This is a genomic window from Parabacteroides sp. Y3-G-102, assembly GCF_023656845.1.
Lineage (GTDB): Bacteria > Bacteroidota > Bacteroidia > Bacteroidales > Tannerellaceae > Parabacteroides > Parabacteroides distasonis.
In genome coordinates, this window is the sequence record NZ_JAMOKU010000018.1 from 1 (window position 1) to 14,191 (window position 14,191).

Annotated in this window: 11 protein-coding genes; 7 read left to right on the top strand and 4 right to left on the bottom strand. The window is 46.3% G+C overall.

The annotated features are described in order from the left end of the window. Window positions 1-309: 309 nt before the first annotated feature. The 3 genes from NBH16_RS10650 to NBH16_RS10660 are packed head-to-tail and all read left to right on the top strand — an operon-like array spanning window position 310 to window position 5,919. A complete protein-coding gene (locus NBH16_RS10650) occupies window positions 310-3,477 on the top strand; it encodes a SusC/RagA family TonB-linked outer membrane protein (protein ID WP_250788500.1) in 3,168 nt (1,055 codons plus the stop codon). 41 nt (window positions 3,478-3,518) lie between these two features. Next, window positions 3,519-5,438, top strand: a complete 1,920-nt coding sequence (locus tag NBH16_RS10655) for a SusD/RagB family nutrient-binding outer membrane lipoprotein (RefSeq protein WP_044545814.1) — start codon at window positions 3,519-3,521, stop codon at window positions 5,436-5,438. A 55-nt stretch (window positions 5,439-5,493) separates the two neighbouring features. After that, on the top strand, window positions 5,494-5,919 hold the full coding sequence (locus NBH16_RS10660; protein ID WP_229040482.1) for a hypothetical protein: 426 nt from the start codon (window positions 5,494-5,496) through the stop codon (window positions 5,917-5,919). 10 nt (window positions 5,920-5,929) lie between these two features. Here the strand turns inward: NBH16_RS10660 and NBH16_RS10665 are convergent, their stop codons facing one another. Both NBH16_RS10665 and fabD read right to left on the bottom strand, forming a co-directional pair. Further along, window positions 5,930-6,736, bottom strand: a complete 807-nt coding sequence (locus NBH16_RS10665; RefSeq protein WP_048928368.1) for an alpha/beta hydrolase — start codon at window positions 6,734-6,736, stop codon at window positions 5,930-5,932. 168 nt (window positions 6,737-6,904) lie between these two features. Then, on the bottom strand, window positions 6,905-7,786 hold the full coding sequence (fabD, locus tag NBH16_RS10670; RefSeq protein ID WP_005866160.1) for an ACP S-malonyltransferase: 882 nt from the start codon (window positions 7,784-7,786) through the stop codon (window positions 6,905-6,907). 139 nt (window positions 7,787-7,925) lie between these two features. Between fabD and NBH16_RS10675 the strand changes: the two genes are divergently transcribed. Then, on the top strand, window positions 7,926-8,120 hold the full coding sequence (locus NBH16_RS10675; RefSeq protein ID WP_005858259.1) for a Sec-independent protein translocase subunit TatA/TatB: 195 nt from the start codon (window positions 7,926-7,928) through the stop codon (window positions 8,118-8,120). Between the two features lie 6 nt (window positions 8,121-8,126). Then, on the top strand, window positions 8,127-8,954 hold the full coding sequence (tatC, locus tag NBH16_RS10680) for a twin-arginine translocase subunit TatC (protein ID WP_005866162.1): 828 nt from the start codon (window positions 8,127-8,129) through the stop codon (window positions 8,952-8,954). Window positions 8,955-9,032: 78 nt separating this feature from the next. Here the strand turns inward: tatC and NBH16_RS10685 are convergent, their stop codons facing one another. After that, window positions 9,033-9,884, bottom strand: a complete 852-nt coding sequence (locus NBH16_RS10685; RefSeq protein WP_250788503.1) for an aldo/keto reductase — start codon at window positions 9,882-9,884, stop codon at window positions 9,033-9,035. A 163-nt stretch (window positions 9,885-10,047) separates the two neighbouring features. On the opposite strand from NBH16_RS10685, the gene NBH16_RS10690 reads away from it, so the two are divergent. After that, window positions 10,048-10,863 carry a helix-turn-helix domain-containing protein gene (locus NBH16_RS10690; RefSeq protein WP_005866166.1) on the top strand — a complete coding sequence of 272 codons (816 nt, stop codon included), beginning with the start codon at window positions 10,048-10,050 and terminating at the stop codon, window positions 10,861-10,863. Here the strand turns inward: NBH16_RS10690 and NBH16_RS10695 are convergent. After that, window positions 10,860-11,735 (bottom strand): arginase family protein, encoded by an 876-nt coding sequence (locus NBH16_RS10695; RefSeq protein ID WP_005866168.1) that lies wholly within the window; start codon window positions 11,733-11,735, stop codon window positions 10,860-10,862. The genes NBH16_RS10690 and NBH16_RS10695 overlap by 4 nt on opposite strands. 118 nt (window positions 11,736-11,853) lie before the next feature. Here NBH16_RS10695 and NBH16_RS10700 point away from each other — a divergent pair, with 118 nt between their 5' ends. Then, window positions 11,854-14,160, top strand: a complete 2,307-nt coding sequence (locus tag NBH16_RS10700; RefSeq protein ID WP_121962593.1) for a GH92 family glycosyl hydrolase — start codon at window positions 11,854-11,856, stop codon at window positions 14,158-14,160. Window positions 14,161-14,191 lie beyond the last annotated feature (31 nt).

A 14,191-nucleotide genomic window follows, 5' to 3' on the forward strand; every position in this document is an offset into this window, starting at 1 on the left:
ACTGTAATACTCGCGTAACACGGATAATTTAAAGGGTTCCGTGAACACTCTTTTGGGCTTTCTTTTGATCATTTCTATACTTTTTAGCCCCTTAAAAGTGTCAAGCTATTTCAGGACAAGACATGTCACTAAACTCACGACCTTCCTGGTTTACTGAGATACCGGAGTGATACTCATCTCTCTCCGGTTACTCTTGTATATGTTAAACTCAAAACATATCTGCCCTTTTTATGTTTATACAGGATAAATGACATTCGTTGACGCAAAAACTAAAACATTGTCTATCAAAATAAACAAAAAACAGTAGTTATGTTGAAAAGATTCAGACCAGTCAGCTTAATCCTGTTGGTAGGGGCGCTTGGGTTCTCGGGAAACTTATACGCCACGCCTATGCCCGGGATTCCGAAGGTTGACATTTCCCAGCAAAACGCAAAGGTGTCGGGAATAGTTGAGGATGCCTTAGGACCCGTTACCGGGGCGTCCGTAATCGTGAAAGGAACTACCAATGGTACTATGACCGACTTGGACGGGCATTTTACTTTGGATAACGTGAAGAAAGGGGATATCATACAGATATCGTTTATCGGTTATACCTCGCAAGACATCCCATATACCGGCCAGTCCGAGATTACGGTTAAACTCGTGGAAGATACCCAGAAACTCGATGAGGTGGTGGTGACTGCCTTGGGTATGAAACGAGATAAGAAAGCCTTGGGCTATGCCATGCAGGAGTTGAAAGGGGACGACCTCTTGGCCTCCCGTGAGCCGAATTTGGCGAACTCCCTTTCCGGTAAGGTTTCCGGTTTGCAGATCGTCCGTTCAAGCAATGGCGTAGGAGGGTCCTCTAAGATCGTACTTCGTGGTAATAACTCATTGACGGGTAGCAACCAGCCCTTGATCGTCGTAGACGGTACCCCGATGGATAACTTCACCGGTGGCGTGGATGATGTATGGGGTAACTCCGGAGCGGATATGGGTAACGGTCTTTCGGATATCAACCCGGAAGATATCGAGTCCATGACGGTATTGAAGGGTGCTTCCGCCGCCGCCCTTTATGGCTCACGTGCCGGTAACGGCGTGATCTTGATCACTACCAAGTCCGGACGTAAGAACGAGGGACTCGGTATTACGATCAACGCCGGTATCACCGCCGAGACGATTTTCCTGAAACCTGATTTACAGAACGACTTCGGACAAGGCTCCGTGGGCGTTTACGATAACCAATCCCGCCTTAGCTGGGGACCGAAAGCCACGGGACAAATGGTAACCGATTGGAGAGGCAACCAAATCCCTCTGCATACATATGATAATATCGACGCTTTTTTCCGTACCGGAACCTCCTTTAACGAGGGTGTCAGCTTCCAGCAGAACATAAAGGGTACGGCGGTATTCGCCTCCGTAAACCGTTCCGACGATGCTAGCATCACCCCACGCTCAAAACTAAACAAGACGAATATTACCTTGCGTGCCACTACTTTCCTAGATGAGGCGGAAAAGTGGAAAGTAGATGCCAAGGTGAATTATATCAATCAAAACGCACATAACCGCCCGATTCAGGGCGTGAATCCCTCGAACGCTTTCAATACGATCTATAACCTGCCTCGTTCCTTGAATATCCGTGAGTTTGAGGATGACGTGGATGAGCAAGGCAATATGATTTGGTATGACGCCTCCAAGAATCCGCAGGAGAACCCTTATTGGGTGACCCGTTATCGCCAGAACGAGGATACCCGTAACCGTTTGTTAGGAAATATCTCCTTGAAATATGCCCCGACCGATTGGTTCGATATTGAGTTGAGAGGTGGTACGGATTATTATACCACGACGAAGAGCGAGAAAGTATATGCCGGTGGTAATACCAGTCCGAGAGGTCTGTATACCGAGGGATCGGAGACCTTCTATGAGAATAACTTCAGTTTCTTGGCTACGGCCCGGAAGGATAACTTGATCGATCGGCTGGGAGGCTTCGTTACTTTCGGTGGTAACTTGATGCTCCAGCAGCGTAATAAGATGAACGCTTCTGCCGGAGAGTTGTTGGTGCCGAACTTGTTCTCGCTGAATAATGGCGTGAATAAGCCAACAGTCACTTCCGAGTTGATCCGCCGTCGTATGAATTCCTTGTACGGGTCGTTGCAGTTGAACTGGGATGGTTATCTGTTCTTGGATGTTACGGCACGTAACGATTGGTCGTCTACGATGTCGAAAGCCAACCGCTCTTATTTCTATCCGTCTGTCAGCTTCTCCGCGGTGATCTCCGATATGTTGCCGAAGATTGGCGGAAGCATGCCGGATTGGTTCTCTTTCGCTAAGGTACGTGCCTCCTTCGCTGAGGTAGGTAACGACTTGGACCCGTATCAATTATATAACTTCTACTCTGTAGGCAAGGACCCCAACGGGAATACGACGGCGAAATCGGGTAAGGTACTTTACGACTCGGACGTACGTAGTGAGTTGATTAAATCATGGGAGGCCGGTTTCGATATCCGTTTCTTTAATAACCGGTTAGGCTTGGATGCCGCTTGGTATAAGTCCAACGCTACCCGCCAGTTACTGGATTTACCGATGGACCCGTTCTCCGGCTATGCTTCCCGTAAGATTAATGCGGGTAACATTCAGAACGAGGGTTTGGAGATCTCCTTGAACGGTACGATTCTAGACAATCCCGCCGGATTGAGCTGGAGCTCTACGGCGCAGTTCTCCTTGAACCGGAATAAGATCAAAGAATTATACGAGGGCGTGAATCTATATGATATAAAGACGTTCGACGCTATCCAGATCGTAGCTCCGGTAGGTGGTTATTATGGTGAGATCTACGGGCAGACCTTTATGCGTGTGACCGATGAGAATAGTCCTCACTATGGAAAGATCGTCGTAGGTGATGACGGTTTGCCTTTGATCTCTACCGAGAAGTCGAAAGTAGGAAACCAGAGTCCGGATTGGATGATGGGTTGGACCAATAATTTCTCTTATAAAGGTTTTAACCTGAGCTTCTTGATAGACTTCCGTATCGGTGGTAGCATCTATTCGGCGACAGCCTCCAACCTGTATACCCGGGGTAACGCCGCCGGAACAGTGGTGAATGGTGATCGTGCCGAATTCGTGGTACCGAATACCGTGGTTCAACAGGGCAGTGGTTATGCGGAGAATACGGTCGCCGTCACTCCCCAGAACTATTGGGAGCGTATTGGGTCTACCGGAAATTATGGTTTACCAGAGGTTTATACCTATAGCGCCACCAATGTCCGTTTGCGTAATATCACCTTTGGCTACGAGTTCAATCGACAGATGTTGAAGAAAACGCCTTTCCAGCGTGTACGTCTATCCGCTACTTGTAACAATGTTTGGATGATCCATTATAACTTGCCGGGTATCGACCCTGAGTCCGTTGCCGCCACGAATACCAACGCTACCGGATTCGAGAATGGAGCCGCGCCGACCAGCCGTTCCTATACGTTTAATGTAACCGTGGGATTCTAATGGAATACATGATAATTTGAATTACGATAAAAATGATGAAGATGAAAACAAGAAATATACTTTTTACCGGACTGGTATCGGTGGCTGCTCTTCTTTCTTCCTGTAATGACTTTCAGGAGATCAATGAGGACCCGAATCTTGTGGGAGAGGATAAGGTGAAACCCCAATGGTTCCTGAATGCCTCTATCATGGGAGACCAGATGAACCCAGAGATAGCCGAGCGTATCTTTATCTTGTACTGGGACCGTGCTTCCCGTTTCAATAGGGGAAGTGGTTTTACGATCGGTACGGATAACAATGATTATAGTACTACCTACTTGAGTAACGATTACGCCGTGGGTTGGCTGAACCAAGTGACCAAAGCGATCCAGTTAGGAGAGCAGATGGTTGCCAATGGCGAGGCGGATACTTATCCTTATTATAAGAACGTGATCCAGATGTCCCGCATCTGGCGTGCTTACTTGAACTCGGAAGTAGCTGACGGTTTCGGGCCGATCCCTGCGTTAGCCGCTTTCTCCGGTGTACCGGCTGAGTACGATAGTGTAGAGGCTATCTATCAATTTATATTGAAAGAATTACGGGAAGCTGAGTCTGCGTTAGACCCCTCCTTGGATATGTCCGCTATGGCTAACGAGGATGCTTTCTATGCGGGAAATGTTGCGAAATGGAAGAAGTACGCCAACTCCTTGCGTATGCGTTTGGCGATGCGTATCTCAGCTGTCGATCCTGCCTTAGCGAAAGCGGAATTTGAGGATGCCGCCTCTAAGACATTTATTTCCGAGCCAACCGATATCGCTTCCGTGCAGGAGAAAGAGGGTTGGGATGAGCTGACGAGCGTGATGTCTCGTCCTTGGAATGGGCAGGCGATGTCCGTGACGTTTAAGAACTTGGTAGTTGGTTTGGGTGGACAGGAATTTCCGTTGCCGGACTCCTTAAAAAGCCATTTGAAGAATCCATACGATTATCAAGGTTTATATTTGAACCAGCACTTCCCGCTGACGACGAATGATCCGTGCGCCGGTTTCTATTTCGACGGTATACCTCAATATGTAGATCCCCGTGCCCCGAAGTTGTTTAGTGTAGTGGGCTGGGATGATGGTGTGGTTTATTCCGATTATATCGGTGCGGCCAGCGAGGTGAAGCCGGTTCACTTGAAGAATCCGGCGGATAATACCCAGAATATGTTGACGATCGATCCGAAATATACGTGGGGCACTTGGGTCGCCGGAGAATGGGACGTGAAAGCCGGTCTGGTAAGTGAGCTGACAGGTAAGAATTATAATTATCCCTCTATATCGAAACAATATCGAATGAGCACCAATAAGCGTGTCTTCTTCGGCCCGTGGGAAAGTTACTTCTTATTGGCGGAGGCTGCAGTGAAAGGCTGGAAAGTTCCGGGAACGGCTAAATCCAATTATGAGTCTGGTGTTACGGCTAGTTTTGAGTATCATGGCTTATTGAGCCAAGTCGGTGATTACCTATCGTCTCAGAAATACAACCGTGTAGGTACTTCCGTCGCTTTCGACCATACGACAGAGGCGAAATCGTATACGATCCGTTATACGGACCCATATACGAAGGAGGTAAAAAGCCGTACGTATGAATATCCCCATAACTCGATCTACCGGAATGGCGCTTATAATAATGACGCTCTGACGAAGATTATCACCCAGAAATATATAGCGCAAGTTCCTTGGTTGCCGGAAGAGGCTTGGAGCGATCATCGTCGTTTAGGTCTTCCTTTCTTCGAGAACCAAGCGGTAGAGAAGGATTACAACCCATTGAATCAAGTTCCTTTGACGGTCGCTACCTCTAAGGAATGCCGTTGGGATTTCTACCCGAAACGTTATCGTTATCCGGCGAATATCCAAACGAATAATCAAGTGGGTTATGCGCAAGCTCTCCAGCTTTTGGGCGGCCCGGACTTGACGACTACTCCACTTTGGTGGAACGCTAAATAGCGAACCTGCTTGGTCTGTTTTATATATACTTTTTCGGTGTCACGCATTTACTTGTGTGGCACCGTTTTTTATGGATATCCCTTCCGGTTCCTCGGCCGCTAAGGATGCGGTAGACGAATTGATCCGTCTTTATTTACCGATGGATGGTAAGGAGGCTCCTCAAATCCCGGAGATACTTGGGATTCGTTCCCCTTATTCGGGTGCGGTGAAATATTTGCGAGGCCCAATCTCTGTCTCAAACGCCAGTACGTCTTTGGCTGAATTGCTGGAAGATTGCCCGTTCACGGGAGTCTGGTTCGTGGGAGAAAGGAAGACCGATTATTTTCAAGCCTTAATTTACGTGAAAGATCAAAAAACCTTGAAACGTTGGGGTGAGAAAATATCGGCCTCTTCTTGCATTCGCAAGGGAGATGACTTTATTTATATAAAAGGAACGGAGGAGGAGACAGCGGACGAGGGTCATGGAGACTTCGGGTTTTAACCCGAGTCTCTTATTCGATCATACTTAACCATTTCTCCAATTCCTCAGTCCATAAATGCTTAAAGATAAAGCTGTCCCTGAACCCAAAACTATGGCCGCCTTTTGGGTAAATATGCAAGGAGGCGGACACCTTGTTCTTTAGCAAAGCGAGATAATAAAGCACGCTATTCTCCGGGCTAATCGCCTCGTCATCCGAAGCCAACGCTATAAAGGCGGGAGGCGTCAGTGAGTTTACGTGCAATTCCAAAGAGAAAGCTTCCTCTTCCTCATGCGTGGGATTCGCTCCTAATAGCCGTTCCCTCGATTTAAGGTGCGTTAAATGAGGTAGCATACTGATAACCGGATAAAGGAGTATTTGGAAATCCGGACGTGCGTCGTCTACCCCGAATATTGCGGCATGCCCGGCGATATAACCGCCAATGGAGGCACCCATGACACCGACCTTCGTAATCTTCCACTCTTCCGAGTAATTACGGAGGATGCGGAGACCTTGGCGAACATCGTCCAGAGGGACTTCCCTATGTCCGTTCGGCATCCGGTATTTCAATACGGCATAAGTAATACCTTGCGCATTAAACCATGCGGCCATATCACGCCCCTCATGTCCGATCGAAATCTTGGAAAGTCCGCCACCCGGACACATCAAGATCGCCTTGCCATTCGGCTTCGTCGCCGGATAAACCAATAGGGAAGGATTCGATATATTGGATATGGCATTCGGGGCATCTTCCAATTCTACGCCGGCCAATCCATTACTAGTGGGCGCTCCATCCGGCCAAAGTAGGATAATCCTATTTTTCTGTTGTACTGTTTCCATTTTCTATATTCTGAATTGTGTTTATAGTATAAAACAACGTTGGCCTTTGATTAGTTTAGCATTCAAGATCTTTTCGAATCATCATCGTATATAAAAAAGTCCGGAAAAGACGAGGGAAATCACCCTCCATCCTTTTCGGACTTTTATCCTATTACATTGAAAGGTAAATTATTGCATACCTTCCGTAGTCATTTCCTTATTAATCTTTTTAACCAATCCCTGAAGAACGGCACCCGGGCCTAACTCGATGAAATGAGTGGCACCGTCGGCGATCATGTTTTGTACGCTTTGGGTCCAACGTACTGGGGCGGTTAACTGTGCGATCAAGTTAGCCTTAATTGTTTCCGGGCAAGTCTCGGCTTTCGTGCTTACGTTCTGGTAAACCGGGCAAGAAGGTTTATTGATCGTCGTAGCCTCGATAGCGGCAGCCAACTCCGTACGAGCCGGTTCCATCAATGGAGAATGGAACGCTCCACCTACTTTCAACTTCAAGGCACGCTTAGCGCCTGCGGCCAATAACTTCTCGCAAGCCTGATCGATACCGGGGATAGAACCGGAGATTACCAATTGGCCCGGGCAATTATAGTTAGCGCAAACCACTACCTCGTCCTTGATGCTTGCGCAAATTTCCTCAACCGTCGCGTCCGGCAAGGCTAATACGGCGGCCATTGTAGAGGGAGTTGCCTCGCAAGCCTTTTGCATAGCCATGGCACGTTTGGAAACTAATACCAAGCCGTCCTCGAAAGACAATGCTCCGGCAGCTACCAAGGCAGAGAATTCTCCTAATGAGTGACCTGCGGTCATATCCGGTTGGAATTGATCACCTAATGTTTTCGCGAGAATAACAGAGTGTAAGAAGATCGCTGGTTGAGTAACCTTGGTTTGTCTCAGATCCTCGTCTGTTCCGGCAAACATTAAATCCGTGATACGGAAACCAAGGATCTCGTTAGCCTTCTCAAACATCTCTTTAGCAAGAGGATTATTATCGTAGAGGTCTTTGCCCATACCTACGAACTGTGCCCCCTGACCGGGAAATACGTACGCTTTCATCTTTCTAATTTTTTTCTAATTTCAGTTTTTTAAGACGGTGCAAAGGTAATAAATTTGGAATAATGAGGCTACTATTCATTACAAATTGTATCTTTGCCCCCATAGAAACGAGAATATTAATGACTAATATTATAATATCATGAATGAATTACTATTTTTAGGAAACTTAGGTACTGGCGAGATCGTGATCATCGCCATTGTTGTGTTGTTACTTTTCGGTGGAAAGAAAATTCCTGAGCTGATGAAAGGTATCGGTAAGGGTGTGAAGAATTTCAAGGACGGTGTAAAAGGTTTGGAAGACGATATCAAATTAGACGATACGGAAAAGAAGTAAAGGAAGATGCAACAAGAAGAAATGTCATTCTGGGATCACCTAGAAGAACTTCGTTGGACTTTATTTCGTTCTGTTTTAGCGCTCTTTGTTTTTGCTATAGCCGGGTTCTCGGTAATGCCGTGGCTGTTCGATAATGTCGTGATGGCCCCGTGTAGCTCCGATTTCATCGTCTATCGGGAAATGTGTAAGATTAGTTCTCATTTTTCTTTTCTCCCGGACTTTTGTAATGATACGTTCCATGTGAACATTGTCAATATCAAACTGGCTTCCCAGTTCTTCACGCATATGACAAGTTCCTTCTGGCTGGCGTTATTATTGACTTTCCCCTATTTGATGTGGGAGATCTGGAAGTTCGTAAGTCCGGCTCTCTACGAGAATGAGAAGAAAAATGTACGTTGGGTATTCTTGTTCGGAACTATAATGTTCTTTATCGGATGCTCAGTGGGTTATTTCTTGGTGTTCCCGATGACACTACGTTTCTTGGCGACTTACGAGTTGAGTGCCGCCATTACGGAACAGGTATCCCTTGATTCTTACATGGATAACTTCTTGATGTTGATATTCGTGATGGGAATTGTATTTGAGATGCCATTGGTATCTTGGCTATTATCTCAGATAGGGTTGCTAAACCGCTCGTTCTTTCATAAATACAGACGGCATGCTGTTGTCGGCTTGTTAGTTGGTGCGGCGTTCATCACTCCAAGTAGTGATCCGTTTACGTTAAGTATCGTATTCTTACCGCTCTACGGTTTGTATGAGTTGAGTGCGTTCTTCGTGAAGAAAGCCCCAAAGGAAGAAGACGAGGAGAATGAGGAAGATAATAATGAGGAATAAACCCCGAAAGTTATAATAATGTAATATAAAAGAGGCGTGATCCATAACGGATTACGCCTCTTTTTGTGTAGGCCTTGTTTATCTGTTTTTCTCTAGGCTCAATATGAACCGTACCAATTCCGGATCATAATGTGAGAAAAACAGGCTTTGGGCTTTGTCTAACTTCGCGATTTCATTCATGTCCTGTTCCGAAAGTTCAAAACTGAATACGTCGAAGTTCTCTGCCATCCGTTCTTTATGCGTGGATTTGGGGATAACGACTATGTTGCGTTGGATGAGGAAGCGCAAGGCGACTTGCGCCACGGATTTATTATATTTCTGTCCGATTCCCGTCAATATCCCGTTCGTGAAAAAGTTATTGCGCCCTTCTGCGAAAGAGGCCCATGACATGATTTGTGTACCATATTCCCGCATGATTTCCTCTGCTTTCACTTGCTGATTGAAGACGTGTGTTTCCACTTGATTCACTGCGGGTTTTATTTTTACATGTTCCGCTAGGCCGATAAAACGGTCCGGGTAAAAGTTACTTACGCCGATGGCCCGGGCTTTTCCTGCACGGTAAGCCTCTTCCATGGCACGATATGTTCCATAATAGTCGCCAAAAGGCTGGTGAATGAGCAGAAGATCAACATATTCGGTCTGTAATTTGCGCAGAGACTCATCGATGGAGGCTTTCGCCTTCTCCTCTCCGGCGTTGGTCACCCATATTTTTGTGGTGATGAACAATTCATCGCGAGGTACGCCACATTTACTTATGGCTTTGCCTACACCTTCCTCGTTATAGTACGCTTGTGCCGTGTCGATGGAGCGATAGCCTACGCTGATAGCATCCAATACGCAACGTTCACATTCCTCGGGGGCTATTTGATATACACCATAACCCAAGATCGGCATTTCTACGCCGTTGTTCAATTTTACTGTTTTGTTCATCGTAATGTTATTTTAAATTGTGGTCGCAAAGTTATGTCTGATAAGCGGATATGACGATAAATAAAAGTCGGTGCTATTTTCATTTTTTTCGGTTGTTGAGTCTCGATTTTATTTTTATATCGTGTTTTTCTGTATCTTTACTCTGTAAACAAGAGAGCTGATTATGAATACGGATATCCTATTTGCTGACAACCTCGATGATATGATTTCCGGGAGTTTTGACCGGTATTGTACACATGCGCTTTGTCGTGAGGGTGAAGCTTCATTCCTGATGACGGGCGAATGGTTTCGGATGAGGAAAGGGGATTGCGTTATATTTACTCATAATGAACTTATATCTAAGATAGAGATAAGCGACGATTTTCAGGTAACGGTACTTTATATCTCGAACAGTTTTTCATTCAAGAATATCCCTCGAAATGATTATGACGTGATAGGAAAGTTGACACTACTCCGTAACCCGATCATGTCGCTTACAGAGCGAGAACAGCGGATATTTATGGAAGATATTGAACTTATCCGCAGGCGGTTGACGGACCATACGCATCGTTTTCATGACGAACTAATCGGTTGTTTGGCTAAAACTTTCGTGCTCGACCTTTACGATTTCCATGCACGAATTTATGAATCTCCCTCTGTATCGGAACAAAATGCCGTGTTGATGGAGCGATTTATAAATCTGCTAAAAGCGGGGGATTATCGAAACCACAGGGAAGTATCCTATTACGCTTCACGGCTCTGCATTACGCCTAAATACCTTACGGAAGTTTGTAAGAAAGCAAGCGGATTTACAGCAAATTACTGGATAGACCGTTTCACCATCTCCCGGATTACCCACTTGCTTTCAGACAAGAACCTGACATTGAAAGAAATCTCAGACAATATGAATTTCTCTTCTTTGTCTTTTTTCAGCCGTTACGTGCAACGATTGCTGAAAGTCTCACCATCAGAATACCGGAACGGCAATCTGATTGCTTAAGCTTTTAACAGTGGTAATTGACTCAACATATTCCTAAGCTTAATCGCTATCCGTGGCATAGGTTCGGCGACGGTAAGTCCTACTAGATCGTATTCGGACGCAATGTCATTGATGGCACGTACTACCTCGTTTATTTTCATCCCGTTCGGTTCTATGCCGCCCCCGGCTATCATATCCGCTGGATCAATGACATCTATATCGAGATGGATGACAACCTTGGAAGCACCTGTCCCTTTCAACCATTCGAGGATAAGCGAGCTATCAGCCGCCACTTCTTCCGGAGATAAACCTTTTATACCTAATTCTTTCTGCCGTTCCTTCATACCCTCGTCCCACGAGCGTAAACCTACGATTAAACTATTCGAGATCTTGAACTTTCCCGGTAATAATTGAAGAATCTCCTCATCACCCATCCCTAGACAGGCCGTCAGGGCCATCGCATGATATCCCTTATACTCGTCATACGGCAAGTTTATATCCGGATGCGCGTCTATCCAGACAATTGCGATATCATCCGGGTATTTAGCGGCCAGATAGGTGAAGGGTACGACACTCACCGAACATTCGCCCCCTAAAGTGACGATCTTTTCCGGAGTGTTTTCATGTAATAATTCAAGGGCCGCTTTTGTTTGTTTCAGAATAATCTTACGGGCGCTGACCCCTAGATCCGTTTCCCTATCCTTTATATCTAGTGAGATGGGTACTTCCACGGTTTTCTGGGGACTTGGGGGAGCGAGGATATTGAGTAATTGAGCACCAAGGTAATACCCTCTGGAAGCGTCGTCCGCAGGAAGGTCGGGCATCCAATGATTCACGATCCCACCTTGCCATTGGGGATAGATCAAACGAAGTGTCGATGTTTTATCTTCCATGTTATCGTAGTTTTTGTACAAAGTTAAAGGATTCCACCGAATTCTCGTCTTGATGAAAAAAGATTTTCTCCTTGATGAAAAAAGATTCTCATCATAATGAAAAAAGATTTTCACCCCGATGAAAATAGAAAGTTTTCCCCGTAAACTGTTTCTCTTTCGAAATAATTTATGTATGTTTGCTCAAACTCAAAACGAATTGCATAACATGAAGCACATGTCTATATTGGCGGTCTCTTTGCTGGCACTCGTGGCCTGCACGCCTGAAAAGAAACAGGAGGCGGATTACTCGCAGTATGTGAACCCCATGATCGGTACGGATTTTACCGGCAATACCTACCCGGGAGCCCAAGTTCCTTTTGGTATGGTACAATTGAGCCCGGATAACGGTTTGCCGGGTTGGGATCGCATCTCGGGGTATTTCTATCCGGATACGACGATCGCCGGCTTTAGCCATACGCACCTTTCCGGTACGGGGGCAGGCGATTTATACGATATCTCTTTTATGCCCGTGACCCGTCCTTATAAAGAGGCCCCTGCGCCGTTAGGCATTTACTCCACGTTCTCGCATAATGACGAGGCGGCTTCCGCAGGATATTACCGGGTATTGCTGAAGGATTATAACATTAACGTGGAGCTTACGGCTACCGAGCGTTGCGGTATCCAGCGGTATACCTTCCCGGAGGCCGAGGCTTCGGTATTCTTGAACTTGAAGAAGGCGATGAATTGGGACTTTACCTTGGATTCCAAGATCGAGGTGGTAGACTCTACGACGATTCGTGGATACCGCCTATCCCAAGGCTGGTCTCCCTTGCAGCATGTTTATTTCGAGACCCGTTTCTCTAAGCCTTTCGTGGCTTGTCATATGGATACGACTTCTATCGTGACCAAGGAAAAAGGTTGGATCGGTACGGCCTATGTGGCCCGTTTCGATTTCAATACGAAGAAGGATGAGGAAATCCTTGTCACGACCGGAATCTCTGGCGTCAGCATGGAGGGAGCGGGAAAGAATTTGCGTGCGGAAGCCCCGAAGGATGATTTCGATTACTATCAAGCGCAGGCTAGCGCGAATTGGAACCGACAGCTTTCCAAGATTGAGGTGAAAAGCCGGAATACGGACGATATGGTGAAATTCTATACGGCCTTGTATCATTCCATGATCGCCCCGACGATCTATAGCGACGTGGATGGTTCTTATTACGGCCCGGATCAGCAAATCCATAAAGCGGACGGATGGACGAATTACTCTACTTTCTCTTTATGGGATACCTACCGTGCCTCCCATCCGTTGTTTACGTATACGGAGCCGGAACGGGCGAATGATATGATCAAGGGTTTCTTGAAGTTCTATGAGCAGAACGGGGCTTTGCCTTTATGGAACCTTTATGGCTGGGAAACGAATATGATGATCGGTTATCATGCGGTGCCCGTTATCGTAGACGCTTATCTGAAAGGTATCGGTGATTTCAATGCCGAGAAAGCGCTGGAGGCTTGTATAGCGACAGCCAACCGGGATGACTATCGGGGTATCGGCGATTATAAGAAGTTGGGCTACGTACCGGCTTATAGCGATCCGAAAAAATGGGAGAACTGGTCTTTATCGAAGACCTTGGAGTATGCCTACGATGATTATTGCATCGCTAAGATGGCCGAGAAGATGGGTAAGAAAGAGATTGCCGACGAATTCTTTAAACGTTCACAGAATTATCATAATGTGTACAATCCGGCAACTTCCTTTATGCAGCCTCGTGATGAGAAAGGAAACTTTGCCGCTAATTTCAGCCCCGATGATTATACGGAAGATATTTGCGAGAGCAATGGTTGGCAATATTTCTGGTCCGTGCCGCAAGATCTGGACGGTTTGATCGGATTGGTAGGAAGTAAGGAACGTTTCGCCGAGAAATTGGATAGTATGTTTACCTATGTCCCCAAATCGGATGAGGAATTGCCTATCTTTAGTACAGGCATGATCGGTCAATATGCGCATGGAAATGAGCCGAGCCATCATGTGATCTACTTATATAATAAGGTCGGCCAGCCTTGGAAGACTCAGAAATACGTGGCTCAGGTATTACATGATTTGTATCTGAATACCCCGGACGGTATTTGCGGTAATGAGGACTGTGGGCAGATGTCCGCTTGGTTTGTGTTTAGCGCCATGGGATTCTACCCGGTTGATCCGATCAGTGGCCAATATGAGATCGGCTCCCCGTTGTTCCCGGAAGTGAAGATGCATGTAGGTAATGGCAAGACCTTTACGGTTTTGGCTCCCGAGGTCTCTGCGGAGAATATTTATATCCAATCCGTGAAGCTGAACGGACAACCTTATGATAAGAGTTATATCACCCACGAGCAAATCATGAGCGGGGCGACATTGGAGTTCGTCATGGGCAGCCAGCCGGGACCGGTATGGTATACGAACGAATGAAATAGCTCTCTATGATATAATAAAGAGAAGT